Here is a 24407-nt window from a genome sequence, read left to right on the forward strand (position 1 = left end):
TGTGGCATTGTGGCAGAGAGACCTGCCGTAATTGAAATATTATTTTGAAGCGTTTTTGCTTTATCCTTGTTCTAAAAATCGCCAATTTTTAACGAGAAAGGATAAACAACACTGACGCTCGCTTGCCGTATATATACCTCTATGTTATATACCGGTTAGGCGTGGGGTACTTGTTGGTTTATTTTCTCGTGGGCGTTTGGCGATGCCTTAGAACAGATAAACAAAACAGTTCCCACGCTTCCTTTTTATTATAAACCCACCTTTCCGGGAGCTTTCAAGGTGATAAGTATTTCTTGATATGAAAAAACTAATCAGGTGTGCCGGAATGCGGCGTCTACGGATGTCGTTGGGGTTGCTGTTTGTCGTGACTCTTTCCGGATTGTTTTCTCCGCCCGTTTTCGGAAACAATATCCGGGTGGACGGTAAACCCCGTGTCATAAACATCATAAGCGACACGGCAATTATCGAAGTAAATCTCCGTTGGGATAATTCCTGGCGGGATGATTTCAACTGGGACGCCGCGTGGGTGTTCTTTAAATTCAAAAAACGGGGTCTGGAAAACACGTGGCAGCATGCGTACTTAAGTTATTCCGGACATATATTAAACCCGTCAGCAGGAAACGAAGGGGGTGATTACGCCTATATGATAGGCGCCAGCAATGGAAAAGTAAACGGCCTGTATGTCATACGAAACGGTATTTCAGAGGGGAATGTCCGGGTACGGCTGCAAGCAAAATGGCCATTGGCAGGCACCGGGTTAAGCAAAAGTGATTTCGGCGATGACTTAAACAAAATATACATCGGCGTACACGGCATCGAAATGGTATACGTCCCTTACGGTGCATATTACTTAGGTGATGCCCATTCCTACAAGAGCTTTGCAATCGGTGACACGGCAGCCGTCATCATTGATTCGGAAGAGGCATTTACGCTTTCTGCCAAAGACGGGATGTCGAATGTTTGGTTGGCAGCTTCTTATCCCAAAGGGTACGCCGGCTTCTATATCATGAAATACGAGACCAGCCAGGAGCAGTATGTGGAATTCTTGAACTCCCTCACCCTTGACCAACAAAAGTCTCGTGTGACAAATAATGATTTCGCCAATATGCAACGGGGAAACTACGTTTTCGGGAATCTAAAGACACCGAGTTGCCGCAATGGCATTGTGTTTATCGAGCAACGCAAACCCAACACGCCCGTAGTATTCGGTAACAACCTGAATCCGGCGAATGATTTGTTTTCCGCAGATGACGGTCAGACACTGGCGTGTAATTACATGAGCGTGGAGGATATGCTAGCTTATTGCAGCTGGAGCGGCCTGCGCCCCATGAGTGAACTGGAGTATGAAAAAGCCTGCCGGCGATTTTACCCACAAGTACCCGATAAGGGTGAATACGCTTGGAATATGAACAGCGGAGTGAACAGTATTTCTTCTTTGGGCGAGTTAAACTACCGGGGCGATGAACGGGAACAGGCTCTAAGTTATTCAAAGAATGTAAACAGCGGCGGACACATCGATGGTCCCGTCCGTTGCGGAATGTTCGCCACCGCCGCCACGAACCAGATGCAGGCAGGCGCTACCTACTGGGCAGTCATGGAAATGAGCGGGAATTTAAAGGAACTGTGCGTCAATGTAAATTACAACAACCTTAACGGCGGCAGTTGCGGCGCGGGTGTATACAATCCCAACCTCTGGTACACCTCCACATCCTACTACGGCGTGCGGGGCGGTGGCTTTAACAGTACGGACGATTTATTGCGTACTTCCGACCGCACGGAGGTAATGAATTACTTTACGGCTACCACCCAACGCGACAGTACCGTGGGATTCCGGAGCGTGTACAGCCTGTCGGGCATTGAAATAGACGGCGGAGAAATCAGCGCTCCGGACACAGGATGCTGGGGAGGAACAGACATTGACAACATACAGGAGGCATTTTGTCCCGACTTCCCCAATGTACGTTTTCAATACAATTGGTATGTGAAAAAGCCGGGAGAAGCAAAATTTGAACTGCTTGAACATGCCACCGACGCATCTTTAAAAAATGCCCCGCTGACAAACACCACTACCTATACCCAAACCTACCAATTCAAGCGGGTCGGCATCTCTTCGCTGGGAATCGCCGAAAGTAACACCCTTACTATAAAAATATTACCTAAGCCTTTCCCCCAGCCTGAGTATAATTTCGATGCGGGAAGTTCTGTTGAGGTGACACAATATTGGGGTACAACTCCCTCTGCAACATGGCAACTGGAGGGAGCACCGACATGGGCATACATACATGGCACGGCATCCAGCTCCCTGACTATTGCAGGCGGACTGATTAATGAAGAATTTACGCTGAAAGCCCGCCTTGCACAATGCCCCGCAGAAGAATTTTCCGCCACAATCAAAATCAGCAACATCGTTCCCTACCGGGGCCACATGGACAGCATCACCCTGCCGGCAGGTACATACAAAATGGAGTGCTGGGGAGCACAAGGAGGAACAGGATATGTAGATTATAGAAATATTAACGGACCCGTCACTCGAGGAGGATATGGAGGATATGCTCAGGGAACTACTACCCTGAATGCTGTTACCACCTATTATGTCTATGTCGGAGGACGAGGTGGTTCAAGCGAGAAAACTTACGGAGGGAGCGGAGGTTGGAACGGTGGTGCTACCGGAGGAGGAGATTCAGATGACGACTGTGGCGGAGGCGGTGGAGGCGGCACGGATATACGAATAGGAGGACAATCTTGGTCTGACCGGATTATTGTTGCCGGTGGCGGTGGAGGGGGTGCCGGAGGTTATGGAATCGGTGGTAGTGGAGGTGGTGATAGTGGTGGATACGGCCGAAACTATTCGACTTCAGCAGCTACGTCTCCGGGTACGCAAAATTCCGGCTGGGCAATTGGTTATGGAGATACAGGATACTATGGAGGGAGTGGCAAAGTTGGAGGAGGCGGAGGAGGCGGAGGTTACTATGGAGGCCGCGGAGGTTTAAGTGGAAATGCTAAAAACGCAGCAGGTGGGGGAGGAGGATCCGGCTACGTCAATACCGATATTTTCAAAGACTCCTCCATGTCCAACAGTGTCCAAGTCGGTAGTGGAAAAGTAGAGATTACACCGTTGAACTAAAAGTGGAAAAATAGGACAATAGAACAGTGGAAAATTGTTTTTTCCACTGTTCCATTTTCTACCAATTTTTTTACTCAAAAAAAAACGATAGGTTTTCTATTCAAAAAGAGTATGTTTTTGATGCAAAAAGAGCCTTTTTTTGTACTAAAAAGAGCCTCTTTTTTTCAAAGGGAGTATCCATTTTCAATGAATATCTCCAAAATAATAAATAAATGCCTGATATTGAAAATATTAGCAATCACGTTTAGATACATCCGGCTTAATAACCAAACCCGTTATTTTTAAACCTATCGTTTTGCTACCGAAAACCTATCGTTTTTGAGGCAAAAACGATAGGTTTTTAACATGAAAACAATAGGTTTTCCAAAAAGGGGTATTTATAGCCGAAAAAGATACTCGGTTTCATGAAAAATAACTTTTCCTATTGCTTCCCGTATATAACCCATGTTTATACAGACTATATACGATAACTATGAAAAAATACACCTTCCTTTTTCTCTTGTTTTTAGGCTGCCTGTCTCTGTCTGGAGAAGCACAGAAGATAAATGTTGTTTCCGTCTCGGAGGAGAACGACCTCCACAATTTCTATACGATGATGAAGGAAGCGTTTCCCCTAGCTTTTAATGACCCGACGTCTCCCCGGTTCATTTTTTTCGATACGGACAAGCGCTTTATTTTCGGTATCGGCGGGTATGTCCAGGTTGCCGGGGTTTATGATTTCAACGGCGTGGAAAGTTATGACAATTTCACGACTTCGACGATTGCTCCCAAAGGACATCAAAAAGGCTCCAGTTACGGGATTTCGGTGGGACAGTCCCGCCTGTTCCTCAAGCTACTGGGCGATACGAAGCTGGGACGGGTCGTTTCGTATATCGAACTCGAGCTGGACGGCCCGAATAATAATCCGGTGCTGAATCAGGCTTTTATACAATTGAAAGGGTTCACATTCGGTAAGACCTGGAGTACGTTTTGCGATATGACCGCCGTTCCGACAACCATTGACCAAGAAGGTCCCTCAAGTGCCGTCGCTGTCAGACAACCTCAAATCCGTTATACGTATCCGTTGGATTCCAACTGGCAGGCTATGCTGGCTCTTGAGTATGCCGTGCCGGACTATACGAACCAGACCAACGGGTATACGGAAAGTATACGCCAGCGGATTCCCGATATTCCTTTGGCTATCCGCTATACCGCTCCCAATAAGAGTCATTTGCAGGCGGCTGCTATTCTCCGCAATCTCTATTACAAGAATAATATCACGGACAAGGATAAACGTGTTACCGGCTGGGGCGTGAATCTGAGCGGCAATGTAAAGGTAACACCTGCAACAAAGTTCCTGTTTCAAGGGGTGTACGGAAAAGGTCTCGCCAATTATATCCAGGATATTTCCTCACTGGGATATGACCTGGTACCCCAACCGACAAACGGACGCCTGAAAGCGTCTGCCATGTGGGGCATGTTTGCCGCCATACAAAAGAATTGGATGCGCAATCTGTATTCTTCACTGATTTACAGTTATGCCCGTATGGAGAATATCGGCACAATGCCCGCCGATAATTATAAATATGCCCAATATGCCGCCGTCAATCTTTTATGGAATTTCTCCGAATACGGAAGTACGGGTGTCGAATATGTTTTCGGACGGCGCAATAATTTCAACCAAACATACGGCAATGCCAACCGGATTAATGTTATGGTGAAGTATAGTTTTTGATTAAATCCGGGCGGCAAAAATAGCTTCGACGTCTTTTTTATCACGGGACAGTTGGGCGGAAAGTTCCTGCAAAGTATCAAACTTGCGTTCCCCCCTCACCCGGCGAATCAGGGAAAGGGTCAGTTTCTGCCCATACAAATTGCCTTCAAAGCCGAATATATGCGTTTCCAAACGGATTTCACCCGAATTGCTAACGGTCGGACGTATCCCCACATTCAACATACCTATATATTCTTTTCCCTGCCATGTGACGGTCACGGCATAAACTCCGGCAGCAGGCAGGAGCTTCCGCACGTCATCCGTTTGCAGGTTGGCAGTCGGGAAACCGATGGTCCGCCCTATTTTATCTCCGTGTACGATTTTGCCCGATATACGGTAAGGATACCCTAAAAAGTCGTTTACCTGCGCCATGTCTCCCAATTCAAGCGCTGTCCGTATTTTGGTAGAACTCACATTTACCGCATTTGTCACAAAGGCTTCTTCCTGTTCTATATGGAAACCGTACTTTTCGGCAAGTTCTTTCAAAGTGTCAAAATTACCTTCCCGGTTTTTTCCGAAACGGTGGTCATATCCCACTACCAAGCCTTTGATACCTATTTTATCAACTAATATGCTCCGAACAAATTCATGATAAGACAATGCCGCCAACTCTTCGTTAAACCGGATGATAACCAGGTGCTGCACCCCGCAAGCCTCCATGATGGCGATTTTTTCATCCAGCGTTGTCAGAATGCCAGGGCGTTTTTCCAACGGATAAAGTATTTCACGCGGGTGCGGGTCGAATGTGACAATAACAGATTCTCCCCGCCAGTCCCCAGCATATTTCTTCAACCCCTCAATAACTTTGAGGTGTCCTTTATGGACACCGTCAAAGCTCCCTATCGTGACTACGGGATTTTCTATATGTAAATTATCCGCTCCGTAATGTACCTGCATCACGCTATCGTTTCAATTTCGGTTCCGGAAACGCCCGGCGTCCGTTATCCGCATTTAGAGGTTCCGCACGTTTTGCAAATCAGGCAGCCTTCCTGGTATACAACGGGAGAACCGCAGTTTTCACATACTTCGCCGGCAGCTTCAGTTCCGTCCGGTACATATTTTTTCAAGGCTCTTTCCACACCGTTTTTCCAGGTATTGATGTTTTCGTTGTCAAACTCCATCGTACCAATTAAACCGATGATATGATGTATCGGCATGCCGTGGCGCAAGACACCGGAAATCAGTTTGGCATAGTTCCAGTATTCTTTGTTGAACTTATAAGACAAGCCTTCCACGGTGGTTTTGAATCCGCGTTTATTCTGGAACTGGAAGTCATACCGGGAATTACCCTCTTCGTCATAATGTTTTACGATTTTACCGCTGGTAACTGCTTTCGGCAACATGATTCCCTCTTCATCATCGGCAATACCGGTAAAGATTTCGTAAGGACGCCCTTCATACAGTCCGACAAAGGCAATCCATTTTTCTTTGTTGTTCTGAAAACGAACAACATCCGCATCAAGTTCCATCGGACGTTTTGCCGGCATCTTGAATTCGGACGGCGCTTTCTTTTCTTTGGTAGACACCAATACGCCCGCTCTGGAGCCGTCACGGTATACGGTACATCCTTTGCATCCGCATTTCCAAGCTTCCACGTACAATTGTCCGACCAGCTCTTCCGATACATCCGCAGGCAAGTTTACCGTAACGCTGATAGAATGGTCTACCCATTTCTGTATCATGCCCTGCATTTTTACTTTAGCTACCCAGTCGATGTCGTTGGAGGTTGCTTTATAGTAAGGTGATTTGGCAACCAAATCATCGATTTCTTCGTCCGTGTAATGTTTGGTCGCATCGTAACCGTTAATGCGCATCCACTCCGCAAATTTGTGGTGAAATACGATAAACTCTTCAAAACTGTCACCCGATTCGTCCACAAAGTCCACCCGTACGTTTACATCGTTCGGATTTACTTTTCTCCGTCTCTTGTATACAGGCATAAATACAGGCTCAATACCGGAAGTTGTCTGGGTCATCAGGCTCGTAGTTCCCGTCGGGGCAATGGTCAGGCAGGCGATATTACGACGCCCGAATTTTACCATATCGGCATACATATCCGGATCTGCTTCTTTCAAGCGAAGGATAAACGGATTGTTTTCCTCCCGCTTGGCGTCATAAATTTTAAAGCTGCCCCGGTCTTTTGCCAAAAGTACCGATGAGTGGTAAGCTCCGATTGCCAGTGATTTCTGCACTTTCACAGCAAACGCAACAGCATCTTCGCTACCGTAACGCAAGCCCAGTGCCGCCAACATATCGCCTTCCGCCGTGATACCGACACCGGTACGGCGTCCTTCTTTTGCTTTTCTCTTTATTTTTTGCCACAGGCGGATTTCTACACCTTTTATTTCTTCGTCTTCGGGATCGGTTTCGATTTTTTCCAAAATGGTATCGATTTTTTCCAATTCCAAATCAATGATGTCGTCCATAATCCGCTGCGCTATGGCTACATGCTTTTTAAACAGCTCGAAGTCGAAATAAGCCTCTTTCGTGAACGGATGCTGTACGTAAGAGTAGAGATTCAACGCCAGCAGACGGCAGGAGTCATACGGACACAAAGGAATTTCCCCGCAAGGGTTGGTAGATACCGTACGGTATCCCAAGTCAGCGTAACAATCCGGTACGCTCTCGCGAATGATGGTGTCCCAGAATAAGATTCCCGGCTCTGCGGATTTCCACGCATTGTGAACAATTTTACTCCATAACTGACGAGCATTAATGGTCTTATCGTATTTCGGCGCATTGGAATATACCGGATATTTCTGTACATAGTCCGTTCCGTCTACAACTGCCTGCATGAACTGGTCGTCGATTTTTACCGAAACATTGGCTCCCGTCACTTTCCCCTCTGTCATTTTCGCATCGATAAAACTTTCCGAGTCGGGATGGTTGATAGAGACGCTCAACATTAAGGCTCCCCGCCGTCCATCCTGCGCTACTTCACGCGTAGAATTGGAATAACGCTCCATAAACGGCACGATTCCCGTAGAAGTCAGTGCGGAGTTTTTCACCGGAGACCCTTTAGGACGAATATGCGATAAATCATGTCCCACACCTCCTCTTCTTTTCATCAACTGTACCTGCTCCTGGTCTATCTTCATGACCCCGCCGTATGAATCGGAAGGCCCGTCATGCCCGATAACAAAGCAATTGGATAAGGAAGCTATCTGATAGTCATTGCCTATCCCCGTCATGGGACCACCCTGAGGTACGATATACCGGAAGTCACGCAATACTTCAAATATTTCATCTTCGGATAACGGATTCGGATATGTTTTTTCTATTCTGGCAATCTCTCTTGCCAAACGCCGATGCATATCGTTCGGATTTAATTCATAAATATTTCCGTACGAATCTTTTAATGCATACTTGTTTACCCACACGCGAGCTGCCAGTTCATCTCCTTTGAAATAGTCCAATGAACTTTGAAAAGCCTCCTCCTGAGTGTAAGTTTTCCCATTTACAGTTGATAATTCATTCATCAGGTCTCTGTTATTTAGTATTATTTTCAGCAAAAATCAAACAATGCAAATGTATAAAAAAGAACCATACAGTACCACTCTGTATATTCTTTTTTTTGAAAAGTTTTCCATTTTCAAACAAACATACACTGATTATTAATAATTTAAGATTTCAAAAACAGAGAAAAGTTTTCCAAAAAAATATTTTTACAACCAATAAAACCCAATCATAACGACAATTTATTTCACCTGGGAAATAAAAAAAGGAATAGTAATTAATACAAATCGATTAGTTCTTGAGGTATGGAAACGAGCAGTTTTTTTTCTTCCGCATTTACCTCTTTGATGTATTCTTCGGACACCGGCAGTAAGATTTCCTTGCCGAAAATTTGAAGAGTCAGAACCACGTTTCCGGAATAGTCCGCCACATCAATTACTTCTCCGTGTTCTCCGGTCTCCTGTTCTTCCACCGTAAATCCGTCCAAGCGGTAAATATCCTCTTCTTCCGCCCATTCTTCCTCACCTTCGTCCTGCAAAAGGCTTTTTTCAATCATTACCGCAGCCCCTGCCAGACGTTCCGCCTGCTCTTTGGTATCCACGTAATCAAATTTAACGATGTAAGATTTGTGGTTTCGTACAGACAATCCATTGTCTGCTATAAAAAAAGGAACCGGCGCTCCATCCAAAAGGAGGAACACCGGTTCATCAATAAATTCTTCCAGAAAATCCGTATCGGAAGTTATAACGACGTTACCCTGTAAACCGTGAGTTTTCGTTACTTCTCCTATGACGATACAGTCTTTTCCGGTAATCATCACGGTTTGATTATTCCGCAGCAGGAGTTTCCGTTTCAGCAGCAGGAGCTGTTTCTTCTGCCACCGGAGCTTCTTCCTGTGCTTCCGCAGCTTCTTCCGCCTGTTTTGCAGCAGCAGCGGCTTCAGCTTCCGCACGTTTTTTCGCAACGGCTTCTTCTTTGGCAGCTCTTACCTTGGCTTCTGCTTCCAAGCGTACTTTGGCGGCAGCATTGCCATCCTGTGCCAATTTAGCTATCTTAGCCTGAACCTTAGCATCTTTTTCTTTCATCCAAGCCTCAAACTTCGCTTCTGCCGTAGCTTCATCAAAAGCACCTTTTTTAACTCCTTCCAATAAATGTTTTTTCATCAAAACACCTTTGTAAGAAAGGATTCTTTTAGCCGTATCAGTAGGTTGTGCCCCCACTTGCAACCAATACAATGCTCTTTCAAACTTAAGTTCGATAGTAGCCGGATTCGTATTCGGATCATACGTTCCCACTTTCTCGATATAGCGTCCGTCGCGCGGCGCTCTACTATCTGCTACCACTACATGGTAGAAAGGACGGCCTTTGCGTCCGTGTCTAGACAATCTGATTTTTGTTGCCATTTTTAATTTTTTAAAATTAGTACTTTCCTATTCTCGATAGGCGGCGCAAAGATATACAAAAACCTCAAAATAAAAAGCAATCAGGATGTAATTTATTATTTTTCAAAACATACTGGCGACCAACATAACGTTCAGGAAAGTGACAACACCTCCCAATATATACAGAATCCAACGGGTGGAAGGGCAGTTTTTGTATTTGCCCATGACTTTCTCGGACGAGGTCAAATAAACCTGCAAAAAAATGGTTACCGGCAACTGAATGCTCAATACCATCTGCGAGTAAATCAATCCCATAAAGGGATCAGATACCAGCATGATTATCAATAGTGCGATAACCAGCGACAGCAATACCCCCCGCCGGGAATGACTGTCCTTTATGTCGTAAGGCTCTTTGTAAATTCCGGCAAAAATAGAGCCTGCCGCCATGCCGGAAGTTATCGTCGAGGCTATCCCCGCAAAAAGCAGGGCGACGGCAAAAATCACCGCCGCATTGTTTCCCAAAAGGGGCTGCAATAAAATGCTGGCATCCTGTAACTGACTGACCGAAGTCCCATGTGCAAAAAACGTAGCCGCCGCCAGTAAAATCATGGCACTGTTTATTGCCCAACCTATCATCATGGATAAAAATGTATCCCAAAACTCATACCTTAACTGTTTTTTTATGACCGTATCGTCTTCGAGATTCCATTGCCGGCTCTGAATAATTTCCGAATGTAAAAAAAGATTGTGAGGCATAACAACCGCCCCCAGTACGCTCATGATAACAACCATCGACCCTTTCGGGAAAGAAGGCGCCACCCAAGCCCAGGCAGCCTCCTGCCAATCGATATGCACCAAGGATAATTCATAAATAAAGGAAAGCCCTATAATCGAGACAAAAGCTATAATCCAACGCTCAATAACCCGGTAAGTATTGGTAAAAAGCATGATTACCACAAATATCGATACCAATACCGCGCCTATTCTTACCGGAATATGAAACAGCATCTCCAAAGCGATAGCACCTCCCAATATTTCAGCCAAAGAAGTCGAAACAGATGCCCCCATGGCCGAATACAAAGCCAGTCTGGCATAAAAGGGTTTCAGATAGGCGGTCGCGGCTTCCGACAGACACAATCCCGTCACGATTCCCAAATGAGCGACATTATGCTGAAGAATTATCAACATGACCGTAGACAAAGATACCATCCACAACAGCGCATATCCGTAATCCGCACCTGCCGCCAAGTTTGAAGCCCAATTCCCGGGGTCTATGAATCCCACCGTCACCAAAAGTCCGGGACCGATATATTTCAGTATCTCCAATCCGCTCAAACGCGGATGGTGTATATTCTTCTTCGTTTTTTTCATTAAATTTCTTTTATTTCCTAACAAAATTAAAACTTATATTTGCTCATCCCTATTTAATACGACCTATTCAAAAAAATGGCTATGAAAAAATGGAAAGATTACACCAAACAAGAACGGGCAATGCTGATTGCCATCGGGATTCTGCTGATTTTAATTTTACTAACCTCCGGGAGAGTAAAAAACGGTATACAAAAAGGATTTCAACGGTTCTTTACCCCTCCAGTAGAATCCATTGACAAATAACCATCAACCTTTTCCATACGGACTCGTATTATAATCAAATACTCACACTCACATTAATACGATTCATATGGAAAACAAAGAACATCCTCAATTAACCGCCGATTTGGAAGGCAACTATCTCATAGAAGAAAAAGGCGCCGATGAAAAAGCAATCGGTCTGTTTTACGCCCCGACGGGTGGCAGTGTACACAAAGTCGCCAAACGCATCAAACAAAAAATCAAGAACCGGAAAGTGGACATGCGATACCTCCAGGATGTCAAAGCCGAACAATTCCTACACTACAAATATATTATTATTGTTTCCTCCACACTGGGACAAGATGCCTGGCAAAACAAGGGGAAAGACGAATGGGCGGCTTTCATGCCCGAAATCCGGAAACTGTCATTAAACGGCCACCTCATCGCCTTGGTAGGACTTGGCAATTATGTACTCTACCCCGGTAATTTCGCCGACGGCTTACGCAGCCTGGCCAATACTTTTAAAGAAAGAGGCGCCACCCTCATCGGTGCCACTCCTGCCGACGACTATTCATTCACATCTTCGCAAGCCGTAAAAGACAATATGTTTGTCGGGCTTCCCATCGACGAAGACAACGAGGCGGACAAGACCGATGCCCGCATTGAAAAATGGCTTTCTATGATTTTACCTGAGATGGAAGGGTAATATCCGTACGGCTTCCAAAAGGAATATCCATCGTAAAAATCTCATCCGGTGCGCACACTCCGGCATACACCAGCACGCACCGGATGACACCGCTATGCACAAAAAGGCAGACATGCCGATAGGCCCCTCTTTTCAACTCTTCCAAAAAATCCGAGACCCGCTCCAATTGGTCACGAAAACTTTCGCCACCACCCGCCGGAATGTTCATCCAATCCATATACCATTTTTCCAGTAACGGATCGTCAATTGAATCCCAACGCTGCATTTCCCACTTTCCGAAATTCAACTCTTTCAACCGAGCATCGGGCACCGCATCCGGGAAACCGCATGCCGCCGCCAGCCGCCGGCAACGGGACAAGGGGCTGCAAAATACCCCGTCAAAAACCTCTCCCGCAATGCGCTGCGCCGCTGATGCCGCCTCTTCCGGAAAAGACGAAGCCGTCTCCACATCCGTAAAACCATATACAACACCTGCATCCACGGCTACACTCGTATGACGTATCAATGTAATCTTCATCATTACCAACAATAAACAACAACCACTCCCAAATAACACACAACTTCCGTCATCAAGAAACACGCTCCACAACAATCTCCCGTATAGCCCCCGATTTTCCTTTTCATATATCCCCGCAAAAAAACAGAGAAAAGTACCGGCAGCAACAAAGCCCACAGATAACGCCAGTCTCCGACAAAAACAAAAGACGCAAATACGAAAAGCGCTACCACACCAAATACCCACAAGCGATTACGCCGATACACCACTTTCGTTTTCGCTTCTTCCTCCTCCCGCGCATAAGGCAACGTATTAATCATAACAGACGTGCAAAACTTGGAAAACACATCCACGCAAATAATCAACGGAAACGCCTCCGGCATATCCAGGCTGAACAGAAGAGAAACATACAGCATAAAATAAACCACCAGCCCGATTGTCCCATAACTTCCGATATGGGAGTCTTTCATGATAGTCAAAATCCGCTCTTTTGTCCTCCCACCGCCAAAGCCATCCCAAAAATCCGCAAAGCCGTCCTCATGTATGGCTCCCGTGAGCAGCAAACGCACCGCAACCGCCAAAACGCAAGCCGGAAAGGGAGGCATTATCACCGACGCTCCCCACAGCGTCAAAGCAGTAGCCAAACCCGTCAAATATCCGACCAATGGCCAGTATACCAAAACATCCGAAAAATAACGCTTATCCAACGTAACGACCCGCCACAAAGGGATACGGGTCAGCATCATGAGCGCCGCCAAAAAACCTTTCATCACTAATCAAAATACTTAGTTACCGCCGCTTTTTTGAAATCATTCATCTCATTAATCATCCGGACGGCCGAATCTATAATAGGATATGCACAAATAGCACCCGTTCCCTCTCCCAACCGCAAATCCAACTGAAGCAAGGCTTTCGCGCCCAAGTAATCCAACACCAATTTATGCCCCGACTCATCCCCCTGGTGCCCGAAAATGCAATACTCTTTTACTTCCGGATAAAGTTTCCACGCCGCCAACAAACAATTTGTCATGATAAATCCGTCGATAAGTATCACCATTTTCAACTCCGCAGCCCGCAACATCGCGCCGACCGCCGCCACCATTTCGTATCCGCCGAAATAACGCAATACATCTTTTACAGACGCATCCCCTTTGTAATTTTCCATTGCCCGCTTCAATACATCATATTTGCGCCGTACCCCCTCATCATCCCAACCGCTTCCCGCTCCTACGCATCTGTCAAGAGAAATCCCCGTCAAATATGTCATCCAAAGCGAAGAGGAAGAAGTATTCGTTACCCCCATTTCCCCGAAACTTATTACATTCGTCCCCTCGTTATGTGCCTCCTCCACCATTTCCTCACCAATCGCAATTGCCCGGTCAAATTCCTCCTCCGTCATCGCCGCCTCATACAGATAATTCCGCGTTCCCATCCTGATTTTCCGGTCAATCAATCCTTCCAGTCCAGCAAAATCAAAATTTACCCCGCAATCCACCACTTTCAATTTGAAATGATGTTGCCGACAAAACATATTGACACCCGCTCCCCCTTTCAGAAAATTAGGGATAGCCTGCGCCGTCACTTCCGGAGCCGAAAAACTCACCCCCTCTTTCACAATCCCGTGGTCTGCCGCAAAAATAATATTCTGCGGACAACACAATTGCGGACTCAATGTCTGCTGAATACTTCCGATTTGTACAGCCAACTCCTCCAGGCGTCCCAAAGACCCTTTGGGTTTCGTCAAATTATTAATCTTATCCACCAAGGCCGGCACAATAGCTCCATCCGGCGACTGAATATGAAATGCACGCATGATTTATATATAAAACTTAATTACTTTTCCTTAATCTTCACCGGGATTCCCGATACCATCCACACCACTTCGTCCGCCCTGTCCGCCACATACTGATTCATCCACCCCTGTAAATCCGTAAAACGCCGCTGGAGCGCATTTTCCGAAACCCCTCCCATACCTATTTCATTCGTGACCAAAATAAAAACGGCCTCCTGTGCCGTAAAACGCTCAAACTCCTCTTTCAGCTCCGCCAAAGAAATATCTACCTGCCCGTCATGCTCAAAAAAGAAATTCGTACTCCACAATGTCAGGCAATCTACCACAACAACCCGTCCCCGGACATCATGACGGCTCAACCGCTTTTCCTCCTCTATATTTGTCCACTGCGCACCGCGGACTGCCTGATGCCTCCTCACCCGCTCCCGAAACTCCTCATCCCATACCCTCGCCGTAGCCATATACACGGGATTATCTGACAATTCCAACGCCAGACGCTGGGCATATCCGCTCTTTCCGGAACGCTGTCCTCCGGTAACTAAAATAATTCTCTTCTTCATCGCACAACGATTTCAATCCGTAAAGATACAACGCTTTTTCTAATCTTTGTTACCTTTGTTCCTGCGAATCAAAAAAACAAACGCATGGCACATACCGAATTACTCCTTACCCGACACGGAGAAACCCTCGAAAACAAGCAGGATATTATGCAGGGACATATACCCGGCACTCTGTCTCCGGCAGGAATCCGGCAAGCCGAAGAACTCGGGAAGTTACTCGAGCCTCAAAGAATAGATGCTATCGTATCCAGCGACCTCGCCCGCAGTTTGGATACCGCCCGCATTATCGGGAAGCTAAAACAACTGACTCCCCGCCCCACTCCCCTTTTGAGAGAAATCGACTGGGGACCCCATACCGGCGGTAAACTTTCTTCCATTAACTGGAAACAGCTCCCGGAAGGTTGCGAAACCCTCGAAAACCTATTCCAACGCGCGCAAACGTTCATCCAATGGGTAAAGCAAGAATACTCCGGCCAGCGCATTCTCGCCATAGGCCACGGAGCCATTGACCGGGCAATCATCGCTTTCTGCGAAGGAAAAAGCGCCCCAGAAATGGCAGACATGCCCATCATGAAAAATACCTCTTTCGTTACTTTAAACCTGTAAAACCTACTCCATGAAACTAAAACCTATCATGTTTGTCGGCACCTGTTCTGACGCCGGAAAAAGTATCCTCAGCACTGCCTTCTGCCGTATCTTCCGCCAGGACGGGTACACGCCCGCACCTTTCAAAGCCCAAAACATGTCCCTCAATTCCTACTGCACACCCGAAGGCGGGGAAATCGGACGGGCACAAGCCGTACAGGCGGAAGCCTGTGGGATAGCACCGCACACCGACATGAATCCCGTCCTGCTTAAACCGAATTCCTATATAAATTCACAAGTGATAGTAAACGGACATCCCATCGGCAACATGAGTGCCCAAGAATATTTCGCGACCCACAACACGTCCCTGTTTCCCAAAGCCATTGCCTCCTTTCAACGTCTAGCCGCCAACTACAATCCCATTGTCCTTGAAGGAGCCGGCAGTATCTCGGAATTAAACCTCAAAGACCGGGACATTACCAATATGCGCATGGCAGAAGAAGCAGACGCAGCCACCTATCTGGTAGCGGACATCGACCGCGGCGGCGTATTCGCCTCCGTCTACGGCTCTATCGAACTGCTTCCATTCCGCGAAAGAGACCTTATAAAAGGTATTATCATCAACAAATTCCGGGGAGACATCAACCTTTTCAAAGAAGGCAGGGAAATGTTGCAAAAACTGACGGGCATCCCCGTTGTCGGCGTCATTCCTTACTTTACCGATATTCAAATTGAACAAGAAGACTCCGTCGCACTGGACACCAAAGCCACCACAGCCGCACAAGGCAAAATAAACATTGCCATCCTCCTGCTCAAGCATTTATCCAATTTCACCGACTTCGATGTACTGGAAAAAGACAAACGCTTCCACCCTTATTACACCAACGACATCGACGAACTTAATAAAGCCGACATCATCATCCTGCCGGGAAGTAAAAACACCCTCGACGACATGCAAAAACTGCGCGAGACCGGCATCGCTGAAGCCATTATACAAGCCGCACACAACGGCAAAAAAATCATCGGCATCTGCGGAGGATACCAAATGCTCGGTACACGCATCGACGACCCGCAACACATCGAAGGCAATCTGGAAAACATCGCCGGACTCGGACTTCTTCCGCTAATAACAACACTCACATGCGAAAAAACCACCGAACAACGGTATTTCAAATTCAATAACACGGAAGAGAACTGCCGGGGCTACGAAATCCACATGGGACAAACCACCCTTTTGCCGAATACACCGGAACAGCCACTCAATACATTGGAAAATGGAGAAAAAGAAGGCTACCGGGCAAACGAGAACTTGTGGGGCACCTACATGCACGGCATCCTCGACAACACTGTCGTACGCGACGACCTCGCCGCCGGATTCAACACCCCCGACGTGCCGGCATTCGACTACATCGCATTCAAAGAACAGCAATACGACCTGTTGGCGGAACGCGTGCGGGAAGCCGTAGACCTCAGCTACATCTACGCTTCTATGTATCCCGAACTCTACTGACACACCTTATATGATACACGGACACGGAGACGACCTTTATAAAACGGGAAAAGAGATTACGGCAAATTTCTCGACGAACGTATGGTACGGAGCAGACAGCAATCTGCTCCAGTCCCTGCTAAACCGTCATGCCGATAAAATCTTCCACTATCCGGAACCGGACGCCGGCTCGCTCAAAAAAGCCCTTGCCCGCTACCACGGTCTCTCTCCCGAAAACATCATTATCGGGAACGGTGCCACCGAACTGTTCTACCTCGTCGCCCACGCCTTTGCCGGTGCAGATACCGCCATTCCCATCCCCTCCTTCCGGGAATACGAAGACGCCTGCCGGCTGCATCACCACCACATCCGCTACATTTCCGGTAACGCCTTAGACATTCCGGCGGATACCCGCCTCATGTTCCTTTGTAACCCCAACAATCCCGATGGCAACATCCGGCAGGAACAACAAATCCGCTCCCTGCTAGAAGCACATCCCGATATGACCCTCGTCATCGACGAGTCATTCATACACTTCGCTCCCGATATTCAAACCGCCATCCCCCTGCAAAAAGAATACCCCCGCCTGCTTATCATCCGCTCCATGACGAAAGACTTCGCCATCCCCGGACTACGACTGGGTTACATGCTGGGGAATCCCGAAACCATCGACACACTTGTCCGGTACAAACAGCCGTGGACAATCAATGCCCTTGCCATAGAAATAGGTAAGGAATTGCTCAACATGGCAGACGAACTCCTACCCGATGCACGAATGCTGCTCCGGCGACAACAAAATTTCGCCCGGCAAATCGCCCAAATACCCGGCTTCACGCCCCTGTCTTCATCAACCACCTTCTTTTTGGTTAAAACAATATTCGACGTTCCTCGCCTGAAACAGCACTTATTGGAAAATGACGGCATTCTCATCCGGGACGCCTCCAATTTCAAAAGCCTCGACCGGCACTATTTTCGGATAAACACGCTCACCGACGAGAAAAACGGACGCTTAATCAACGCTCTGAAAAACTATGTGGAATAACCTCCTCCTCTTCATAGTGCCCCTTCTTGTCGGCTACGTCGCCGACCTTCTGTTCGGAGACCCCCGCCGCCTCCCACACCCCATCGTCGCCTTCGGCCACCTCATCGCTTTTGCCGAAAAACAATGGAACAACGGCACACACCGCCGATTAAAAGGCCGCCTTATCGCCTTCCTCTATCCCACCATCGTCACCCTCACCTGCTGGGTCATCCTAAAAGGCGCGTTCATCCTCCATCCGGCATGCTACTACGTCGTCGCCTCCCTTTTTGTCTTTTACGGACTTGCTAACCACAGTCTCATTCAAGAAAGCCGGGAAGTCATTCAAACCCTCGAACACCAAGATGTCGAAGCTGGCAGGAAACGCCTCTCCTGGATTGTAGGAAGAGACACCGCCGACCTGTCTCCCCATGAAATTTACACCGCCGTCCTCGAAACCATGTCGGAAAACCTCAGCGATGGAGTCGTCGCACCCCTCTTTTACTATGCCCTCGGAGGCATCCCCGCTATGATGGCATACAAAATGGTCAATACCTTAGACTCCATGATCGGGTACAAAAGCGAACGCTACCGCCTGTTCGGCTGCTGCGCCGCCCGTCTCGACGACCTCCTCAACTTCATTCCCGCCCGTCTCACAGCCCTGCTCATGGCAATCGTCAGTTACCGCCGCGGGCTCCTGTCTTTCATCTGTAAAAACGGACGCAGGCACGCCAGCCCCAATTCAGGTTATCCCGAAGCAGCCCTTGCCGGCATCCTTCACTGCCGTTTCGGAGGCACCCACCTGTACCACGGCCAACCCGTAGAAAAACCTTATATCGGCACCGACGACCGCCCGCTCTGCTTCCGAGACTTCCAACACGCAGCCCGCATCAATCAACGCGTCACTTTTTTAAGCGTCACACTCATTACCCTTCTCGGAATTATTATTAATTTCGCAGCGTAAAATAAATCCTTATGAACATATACAAATTCGGCGGGGCATCCGTACGGGACGCCCAAAGCATTAAAAACATCCTCAACATTCTCAACAGCCAAAAGAACAATCTTATCATCGTCGTTTCCGCCATGGGAAAAATGACGGATGCCCTGGAGGCTCTTTGCAACAGCTACTTTTATAAAACGAGCGACCTGCAACAAGCCCTACAACACATAAAAGATTTTCATTTCCACATCATCGGAGAACTTTTCGGTGAGAATAACGACACCGTACTTACAAAAGTAAACGCACTCTTCGATAACCTCCAGGCAATCCTCAACACAGAGCCCTCCCTGTGTTACGATTATGAATACGACCGCATCATCAGTTTCGGAGAACTTCTCTCTACTACTATTATAGGCTGTTATCTGGAAAAGCAAGGCAGAAAGGCAAAATTCATCGACATCCGAAAATGCCTCAAAACAGACCAGAATTACCGCAACGCTAACGTGGATTTGACACTGTCCGCTCAACTCTGCCAAAAGACATTCACATTCCAGGACACATTCATGTATATCACGCAGGGATTCATTGCCGGTACCTCCACCAACCAAACGACCACGCTCGGACGCGAAGGTTCCGACTACACGGCAGCCCTCCTCGCCAATCTTCTCGACGCTGAAAACGTGACCATCTGGAAAGACGTTCCGGGCATCATGAGCGCCGACCCGAAAATATACCAAGACACGAAAATCATATCCAGACTGTCTTACAAAGAAGCCATCGAGCTTTCGCACTGCGGAGCCAAAGTCATACACCCCAAAACGATAAAACCGATTCAGAATAAAAAGATACCTTTATATGTAAAATCTTTTTTGCATCCGGAAGCACCGGGGTCCGTCATCAGGGAATTTGACGAAAAACTGAAGCTGCCACCTATTTATATAGACAAAAATGACCAGCTTCTGCTCACGCTTACTCCGCGGGACTTCTCCTTTATCGCCGAAGAAAAACTAAGCGCCATATTCGCCACGCTCGCGAAATACCGGCTGAAACTGAATCTGATGCAGAACTCGGCTATCAGCTTCTCCTTTTGCATCGACCACAACGAAGCCGTCTTCCAAAACTTCATCAACGAACTGAAAGCAGAGTATGAAATCCTTTATAATAAGGATGCACGTTTAATCACCATCCGGCACTACGACGAAGACATCGTCCGCCAGCTGACGCAAGACAAAAATATTCTCGTCGAGCAGCGCAGCCGTCTCACGGCCCGTTTCGTCGTATCGGAAAAAGAAGAAAAATAAATAAAAACGTGCCATTTCTTGTCCGCACGTCATGCCCAACAGGAAATAACGTTCGGTTATTTTGCCGCACGTTATAAATTACTATATTTGACGTGCCATAAAATCGAGGCACGTTAAGAAACAGTTACAAATGACGTGCGGACAAAAAGCAACACGTCATAACCAGCTATAGATGACGTGCAGACAAAAAGCGGCACGTCATAAACTATAAAGAACATGGAAAAACAACCCGTATTTAAACAATTCCCTCCGGAAGACATCTACGCCGGCATCGTATTCAAAGGTCCCGACCTCGTCATCCCCCACAAAACCGTTTACTGCGAGATACAATCCCGGCAAACCGGTATCGAACTGCTCGACAGATTCATCAAAGACCTGAACTCCCACGGCCACCATTATCCGCAATGGTACGCCCGCAGGCTCGGCCTGCACACCCAGTATTTCGGCCCCACCATCACAACCCTTACCGGCCTCCCCTGCTCTGCCTTCATAGACAAGTACCTCTTGCTTTTCATCACCGACCTTCTCTCCCAGACCGATGATAACATCAGTGAAATAGCCCACCGTGCCGGATTTCCCCGCCCAAGCGAACTCAGCCAATTCCTCCAACGAGTATGCAGGCAGACACCTTCGCAGCTCCGGCACAATTCCCGAAAGCGTCCCGCCCACCCATAATAAAATTATGACAACCTCCCGCGCTTGATAAAAATTCCGCCAAAAAACATATATTTGCACTCTATAAAAAATAAAAGCGAAAATCGTATGAGCAACAAATTTCCCGAATACAAAGGTTTAAACCTATCCCAAATCAACAAAGACATCCTCAAAGTCTGGGAGCAGAACAATACTTTCGAGATGAGTTTGAAAACCCGCGAAGGCCACCCCGCCTTCATCTTCTTTGAAGGACCGCCTTCCGCCAACGGGATGCCCGGCATACACCACGTCATGGCTCGTACGCTCAAAGATGTCATCTGCCGCTACAAAACCTTGCAGGGATTTCAGGTAGAACGCAAAGCCGGATGGGACACCCACGGGCTGCCTGTCGAACTCGGCGTTGAGAAAAAACTCGGCATTACCAAAGAAGCCATCGGCAAGACCATCAGTGTCGCCGATTACAACAAAGAATGCCGCTCCGACGTCATGAAATTCACCAAAGAATGGGAAGACCTCACTAAAAAAATGGGATACTGGGTTGATATGCAAAACCCTTACATCACATACGACAATCGCTACATCGAAACCCTTTGGTTCCTGTTGAAAAAACTATACGACAACGGATTTCTTTACAAAGGTTACACCATACAACCCTACTCACCGGCAGCCGGAACCGGTTTAAGTACCCACGAACTGAATCAGCCGGGCTGCTACCGTGACGTAAAAGACACCACGTGCGTTGCCCAATTCAAAGTCATCCGCGACGAAAAATCCGAAAAGCTCTTCGCCGACAACGACGACGTTTACTTCATCGCCTGGACGACTACCCCGTGGACTCTGCCTTCCAATACCGCGCTCGCAGTAGGTCCCAACATCACATACTACGTTGTAAAAACCTACAATCCTTATACCTATCAGCCCGTCACCGTCATTCTGGCAAAAGACCGCTTCACCGCCTATTTCAACCCGAAAGCCGAAGGCATCGCGCTAGCGGATTACAAAGAAGGCGACAAACTCATCCCCTACGTAAAAGTAGGTGAATTCAAAGGCACGGAACTCGAAGGAATCAGCTATGAGCAACTCCTGCCCTGGATGAAAGTGGACGGCAACGCCTTCCGCGTTATCCTCGGAGACTACGTAAGCACGGAAGACGGAACCGGAATCGTACACATCGCTCCCACCTTCGGAGCCGACGACGACCGCGTAGCCAAAATAGCCGGCATCGCTCCCATGCTTCTGACCGATAAAGACGGAAACAGACAGCCGATGGTAGACAAACAAGGACGCCTCTTCCGCCTAGAAGACCTCGACCCCGAATTTGTGCGCACACATGTAAACACAGACCTATATAAAGAATACGCCGGGCGATTTGTCAAAAACGCTTACGACCCGACGCTGACCGAAGAGGATGCCACGCTCGACGTAGACCTCTCCGTCATGCTCAAAAAAGAAAACAAAGCCTTCAAAGTCGAAAAACACGTCCACAATTACCCGCACTGCTGGCGTACGGACAAACCCGTCCTATACTATCCGCTCGACTCCTGGTTTATCAAAACCACTGCCGTGCGCGACCGGATGATTGAACTCAATAAAACTATTAACTGGAAACCCACCAGCACCGGTGAAGGACGCTTCGGCAAATGGCTCGAAAACCTCGTAGACTGGAACCTCTCGCGTTCCCGCTACTGGGGGACACCACTGCCAATCTGGATTAGTGAAGACGGCAGCGAACAAAAGTGCATCGGTTCCGTCGCCGAACTGATTCAGGAAATCGAAAAATCGGTACAAGCCGGATTCATGAAAGAAAATCCGTACAAAAACTTTACCGTCGGCGACAACTCCAAAGAAAATTACGACCGAATCGACCTGCATCGCCCTTATGTAGACGACATCATCCTCGTCTCCTCCAAAGGCGAAAAAATGATACGCGAAAAAGACCTTATCGACGTATGGTTTGACTCCGGAGCCATGCCCTACGCACAGCTCCACTACCCGTTCGAGCACAAAGAAGACATCGAAGCGCACCACCGCTTCCCTGCTGACTTTATCGCCGAAGGCGTCGACCAAACACGCGGATGGTTCTTCACCCTCCACGCTATCGCCACCATGGCATTCGACTCAGTTGCCTTCAAAAATATCATCTCCAACGGCCTCGTACTGGATGCCAAAGGAAACAAAATGTCCAAACGCCTGGGTAATGCCGTAGACCCCTTCGCTACTATTGAAGAGTTCGGCTCCGACCCTTTGCGGTGGTACATGATTACCAACGCGCAACCGTGGGATAACCTCAAATTCGACGTCGCCGGCGTAGACGAAGTAAAACGCAAATTCTTCGGAACCCTATACAATACATACGGATTCTTCGCCCTCTACGCTAACGTAGACAACTTCCGCTACTCCGAAAAAGAAGTAGCCATCGAAGACCGACCGGAAATAGACCGCTGGATTCTATCCCTGTTAAACTCATTAATCATAGAGGTTACCGAAGCATACGAAAAATACGAGCCTACCCGTGCAGGACGCGCCATTCAGGATTTCGTTATCGAAAACCTGTCCAATTGGTACGTACGCCTTTCCCGTAAAAGATACTGGGGAGGAGACTACTCACAGGACAAAATATCCGCTTACCAGACACTTTACACCTGTCTTGAAACGGTTGCCCTGTTATCCGCACCGATAGCACCTTTCTACATGGAACAGCTCTTCTGCGATCTGAACAGCGTCTCCGGCAAACATCAGGGAAGCGTTCATCTTGCCACATTCCCCATCGCCGACGAAAAGATGATAAATAAACAATTGGAAGAAAAGATGCAATTGGCACAACAAATCTCTTCCATGGTATTGGGCTTGCGAAGAAAAGTGCAAATCCGCGTACGCCAGCCGCTCAGCAAAATCATGATTCCGCTGATGAACGACCAGCTTAAGGAACAGATTGAAGCCGTTAAAAATATCATCCTGTCGGAAATCAATGTAAAAGAAATCGAATACATCACCGATACCACGGGCGTGCTGATTAAGAAGATTAAACCTAATTTCAAAACTCTGGGACCCCTATACGGGAAATACATGAAGCAAATTTCCACCGCTTTCTCGGAAATGAACCAAACGGACATCTTCCAATTCGAGAAAAACGGAGAATACATCATTAATCTCGGAGAAGAAACCATTACTTTAGGGCTTGAAGACGCCGAAATCATATCGGAAGATATTCCCGGCTGGTTAGTTGCTAACGAAGGCAAAGTAACCGTTGCCCTCGATATTAACATCACCCAGGAGTTAAAAGAAGAAGGTATCGCACGGGAATTTATCAACCGCATCCAAAACCTGCGGAAGGAAAGCGATTTCGACGTTACCGATAAAATCAATCTCTATATCGGCAGACATCCGGAGATCGACGAAGCCATTGAACACTTCTCCGCTTACATTGCCAGCCAGGTACTCGCGGAAAATATCGAATTGGCCGACCGTATCGAAAACGGGAAAGAAGTGGAAATTGATGAAATCAAAACCCTAATAAAAATTGAAAAACTGTAACTTAGCCATGCCAAAAAGAGTATGAGTTACACATCAACAATA

The 24407-nt window shown here is 47.4% G+C and carries 20 protein-coding genes; 11 read left to right on the top strand and 9 right to left on the bottom strand.

Annotated elements, in window-relative coordinates:
* Positions 1 to 298: 298 nt before the first annotated feature.
* Complete coding sequence (locus tag NFR61_RS04485) at positions 299 to 3124, top strand: glycine rich domain-containing protein (RefSeq protein ID WP_251621021.1); 2826 nt, start codon at positions 299 to 301, stop codon at positions 3122 to 3124.
* A gap of 472 nt (positions 3125 to 3596) precedes the next feature.
* On the top strand, positions 3597 to 4838 hold the full coding sequence (locus NFR61_RS04490; RefSeq protein WP_251621022.1) for a DcaP family trimeric outer membrane transporter: 1242 nt from the start codon (positions 3597 to 3599) through the stop codon (positions 4836 to 4838).
* Here NFR61_RS04490 and NFR61_RS04495 read toward each other — a convergent pair whose 3' ends face one another.
* The 5 genes from NFR61_RS04495 to NFR61_RS04515 form a co-directional block, all read right to left on the bottom strand.
* On the bottom strand, positions 4839 to 5774 hold the full coding sequence (locus NFR61_RS04495) for a bifunctional riboflavin kinase/FAD synthetase (protein WP_251621023.1): 936 nt from the start codon (positions 5772 to 5774) through the stop codon (positions 4839 to 4841).
* 44 nt (positions 5775 to 5818) lie between these two features.
* Positions 5819 to 8356: an adenosylcobalamin-dependent ribonucleoside-diphosphate reductase gene (locus NFR61_RS04500; RefSeq protein WP_251621024.1), complete on the bottom strand. Its 2538-nt coding sequence runs from the start codon at positions 8354 to 8356 to the stop codon at positions 5819 to 5821.
* A gap of 254 nt (positions 8357 to 8610) precedes the next feature.
* On the bottom strand, positions 8611 to 9276 hold the full coding sequence (gene rimM / locus NFR61_RS04505) for a ribosome maturation factor RimM (RefSeq protein WP_251621150.1): 666 nt from the start codon (positions 9274 to 9276) through the stop codon (positions 8611 to 8613).
* Positions 9161 to 9736, bottom strand: a complete 576-nt coding sequence (locus NFR61_RS04510) for a 30S ribosomal protein S16 (protein ID WP_251621025.1) — start codon at positions 9734 to 9736, stop codon at positions 9161 to 9163. The genes rimM and NFR61_RS04510 overlap by 116 nt, the downstream gene beginning before the upstream one ends.
* A gap of 102 nt (positions 9737 to 9838) precedes the next feature.
* Entirely contained in the window at positions 9839 to 11086 is a 1248-nt protein-coding gene (locus NFR61_RS04515; protein ID WP_251621026.1) for an Nramp family divalent metal transporter, read from the bottom strand.
* A gap of 81 nt (positions 11087 to 11167) precedes the next feature.
* Between NFR61_RS04515 and NFR61_RS04520 the strand changes: the two genes are divergently transcribed.
* Both NFR61_RS04520 and NFR61_RS04525 read left to right on the top strand, forming a co-directional pair.
* On the top strand, positions 11168 to 11329 hold the full coding sequence (locus NFR61_RS04520; protein WP_251621027.1) for a hypothetical protein: 162 nt from the start codon (positions 11168 to 11170) through the stop codon (positions 11327 to 11329).
* 67 nt (positions 11330 to 11396) lie between these two features.
* On the top strand, positions 11397 to 11993 hold the full coding sequence (locus NFR61_RS04525) for a flavodoxin (RefSeq protein WP_251621029.1): 597 nt from the start codon (positions 11397 to 11399) through the stop codon (positions 11991 to 11993).
* On the opposite strand, the gene cobC is transcribed toward NFR61_RS04525, so the two are convergent.
* From cobC to cobU, 4 genes are read right to left on the bottom strand one after another with little or no spacing between them, the layout of a single operon-like run.
* Positions 11965 to 12510: an alpha-ribazole phosphatase family protein gene (gene cobC, locus NFR61_RS04530; RefSeq protein ID WP_251621152.1), complete on the bottom strand. Its 546-nt coding sequence runs from the start codon at positions 12508 to 12510 to the stop codon at positions 11965 to 11967. The two genes, NFR61_RS04525 and cobC, sit on opposite strands and share 29 nt — an antisense overlap.
* Positions 12511 to 12512: 2 nt before the next feature.
* Entirely contained in the window at positions 12513 to 13259 is a 747-nt protein-coding gene (gene cobS / locus NFR61_RS04535) for an adenosylcobinamide-GDP ribazoletransferase (protein ID WP_251621154.1), read from the bottom strand.
* 2 nt (positions 13260 to 13261) lie between these two features.
* Positions 13262 to 14302, bottom strand: coding sequence for a nicotinate-nucleotide--dimethylbenzimidazole phosphoribosyltransferase (gene cobT / locus NFR61_RS04540; protein ID WP_251621030.1), 1041 nt, complete (start codon positions 14300 to 14302; stop codon positions 13262 to 13264).
* Between the two features lie 20 nt (positions 14303 to 14322).
* On the bottom strand, positions 14323 to 14841 hold the full coding sequence (gene cobU, locus NFR61_RS04545) for a bifunctional adenosylcobinamide kinase/adenosylcobinamide-phosphate guanylyltransferase (RefSeq protein WP_251621032.1): 519 nt from the start codon (positions 14839 to 14841) through the stop codon (positions 14323 to 14325).
* 84 nt (positions 14842 to 14925) lie between these two features.
* Here cobU and NFR61_RS04550 point away from each other — a divergent pair, with 84 nt between their 5' ends.
* From NFR61_RS04550 to ileS, 7 genes are all read left to right on the top strand, one after another.
* On the top strand, positions 14926 to 15447 hold the full coding sequence (locus NFR61_RS04550) for a histidine phosphatase family protein (protein WP_251621034.1): 522 nt from the start codon (positions 14926 to 14928) through the stop codon (positions 15445 to 15447).
* A gap of 10 nt (positions 15448 to 15457) precedes the next feature.
* Complete coding sequence (locus tag NFR61_RS04555) at positions 15458 to 16936, top strand: cobyric acid synthase (RefSeq protein ID WP_251621036.1); 1479 nt, start codon at positions 15458 to 15460, stop codon at positions 16934 to 16936.
* A gap of 10 nt (positions 16937 to 16946) precedes the next feature.
* Positions 16947 to 17957 (top strand): pyridoxal phosphate-dependent aminotransferase, encoded by a 1011-nt coding sequence (locus tag NFR61_RS04560; protein ID WP_251621038.1) that lies wholly within the window; start codon positions 16947 to 16949, stop codon positions 17955 to 17957.
* Entirely contained in the window at positions 17947 to 18897 is a 951-nt protein-coding gene (cbiB, locus tag NFR61_RS04565; RefSeq protein ID WP_251621040.1) for an adenosylcobinamide-phosphate synthase CbiB, read from the top strand. Before NFR61_RS04560 ends, cbiB begins: the two co-directional genes overlap by 11 nt.
* Before the next feature lie 11 nt (positions 18898 to 18908).
* The gene (locus NFR61_RS04570; RefSeq protein ID WP_251621042.1) at positions 18909 to 20177 is read left to right on the top strand and encodes an aspartate kinase; all 1269 of its coding nucleotides are present in this window, start codon (positions 18909 to 18911) and stop codon (positions 20175 to 20177) included.
* Between the two features lie 216 nt (positions 20178 to 20393).
* On the top strand, positions 20394 to 20852 hold the full coding sequence (locus tag NFR61_RS11225; RefSeq protein ID WP_420910100.1) for a helix-turn-helix domain-containing protein: 459 nt from the start codon (positions 20394 to 20396) through the stop codon (positions 20850 to 20852).
* A gap of 87 nt (positions 20853 to 20939) precedes the next feature.
* The gene (ileS, locus tag NFR61_RS04580; RefSeq protein ID WP_251621044.1) at positions 20940 to 24365 is read left to right on the top strand and encodes an isoleucine--tRNA ligase; all 3426 of its coding nucleotides are present in this window, start codon (positions 20940 to 20942) and stop codon (positions 24363 to 24365) included.
* Positions 24366 to 24407: the final 42 nt, after the last annotated feature.

Origin of the sequence: Odoribacter lunatus, assembly GCF_943193135.1 — a bacterium.
In the GTDB taxonomy this organism is placed as follows: Bacteria; Bacteroidota; Bacteroidia; order Bacteroidales; family Marinifilaceae; genus Culturomica; species Culturomica lunata.

Coding starts and splice junctions, on each gene's coding strand:
- NFR61_RS04485 (WP_251621021.1), top strand. CDS start 299: ATGAAAAAACTAATCAGGTGTGCCGGAATGCGGCGTCTACGGATGTCG.
- NFR61_RS04490 (WP_251621022.1), top strand. CDS start 3,597: ATGAAAAAATACACCTTCCTTTTTCTCTTGTTTTTAGGCTGCCTGTCT.
- NFR61_RS04495 (WP_251621023.1), bottom strand. CDS start 5,774: ATGCAGGTACATTACGGAGCGGATAATTTACATATAGAAAATCCCGTA.
- NFR61_RS04500 (WP_251621024.1), bottom strand. CDS start 8,356: ATGAATGAATTATCAACTGTAAATGGGAAAACTTACACTCAGGAGGAG.
- NFR61_RS04510 (WP_251621025.1), bottom strand. CDS start 9,736: ATGGCAACAAAAATCAGATTGTCTAGACACGGACGCAAAGGCCGTCCT.
- NFR61_RS04515 (WP_251621026.1), bottom strand. CDS start 11,086: ATGAAAAAAACGAAGAAGAATATACACCATCCGCGTTTGAGCGGATTG.
- NFR61_RS04520 (WP_251621027.1), top strand. CDS start 11,168: ATGAAAAAATGGAAAGATTACACCAAACAAGAACGGGCAATGCTGATT.
- NFR61_RS04525 (WP_251621029.1), top strand. CDS start 11,397: ATGGAAAACAAAGAACATCCTCAATTAACCGCCGATTTGGAAGGCAAC.
- cobC (WP_251621152.1), bottom strand. CDS start 12,510: ATGAAGATTACATTGATACGTCATACGAGTGTAGCCGTGGATGCAGGT.
- cobS (WP_251621154.1), bottom strand. CDS start 13,259: ATGAAAGGTTTTTTGGCGGCGCTCATGATGCTGACCCGTATCCCTTTG.
- cobT (WP_251621030.1), bottom strand. CDS start 14,302: ATGCGTGCATTTCATATTCAGTCGCCGGATGGAGCTATTGTGCCGGCC.
- cobU (WP_251621032.1), bottom strand. CDS start 14,841: ATGAAGAAGAGAATTATTTTAGTTACCGGAGGACAGCGTTCCGGAAAG.
- NFR61_RS04550 (WP_251621034.1), top strand. CDS start 14,926: ATGGCACATACCGAATTACTCCTTACCCGACACGGAGAAACCCTCGAA.
- NFR61_RS04555 (WP_251621036.1), top strand. CDS start 15,458: ATGAAACTAAAACCTATCATGTTTGTCGGCACCTGTTCTGACGCCGGA.
- NFR61_RS04560 (WP_251621038.1), top strand. CDS start 16,947: ATGATACACGGACACGGAGACGACCTTTATAAAACGGGAAAAGAGATT.
- cbiB (WP_251621040.1), top strand. CDS start 17,947: ATGTGGAATAACCTCCTCCTCTTCATAGTGCCCCTTCTTGTCGGCTAC.
- NFR61_RS04570 (WP_251621042.1), top strand. CDS start 18,909: ATGAACATATACAAATTCGGCGGGGCATCCGTACGGGACGCCCAAAGC.
- NFR61_RS11225 (WP_420910100.1), top strand. CDS start 20,394: ATGGAAAAACAACCCGTATTTAAACAATTCCCTCCGGAAGACATCTAC.
- ileS (WP_251621044.1), top strand. CDS start 20,940: ATGAGCAACAAATTTCCCGAATACAAAGGTTTAAACCTATCCCAAATC.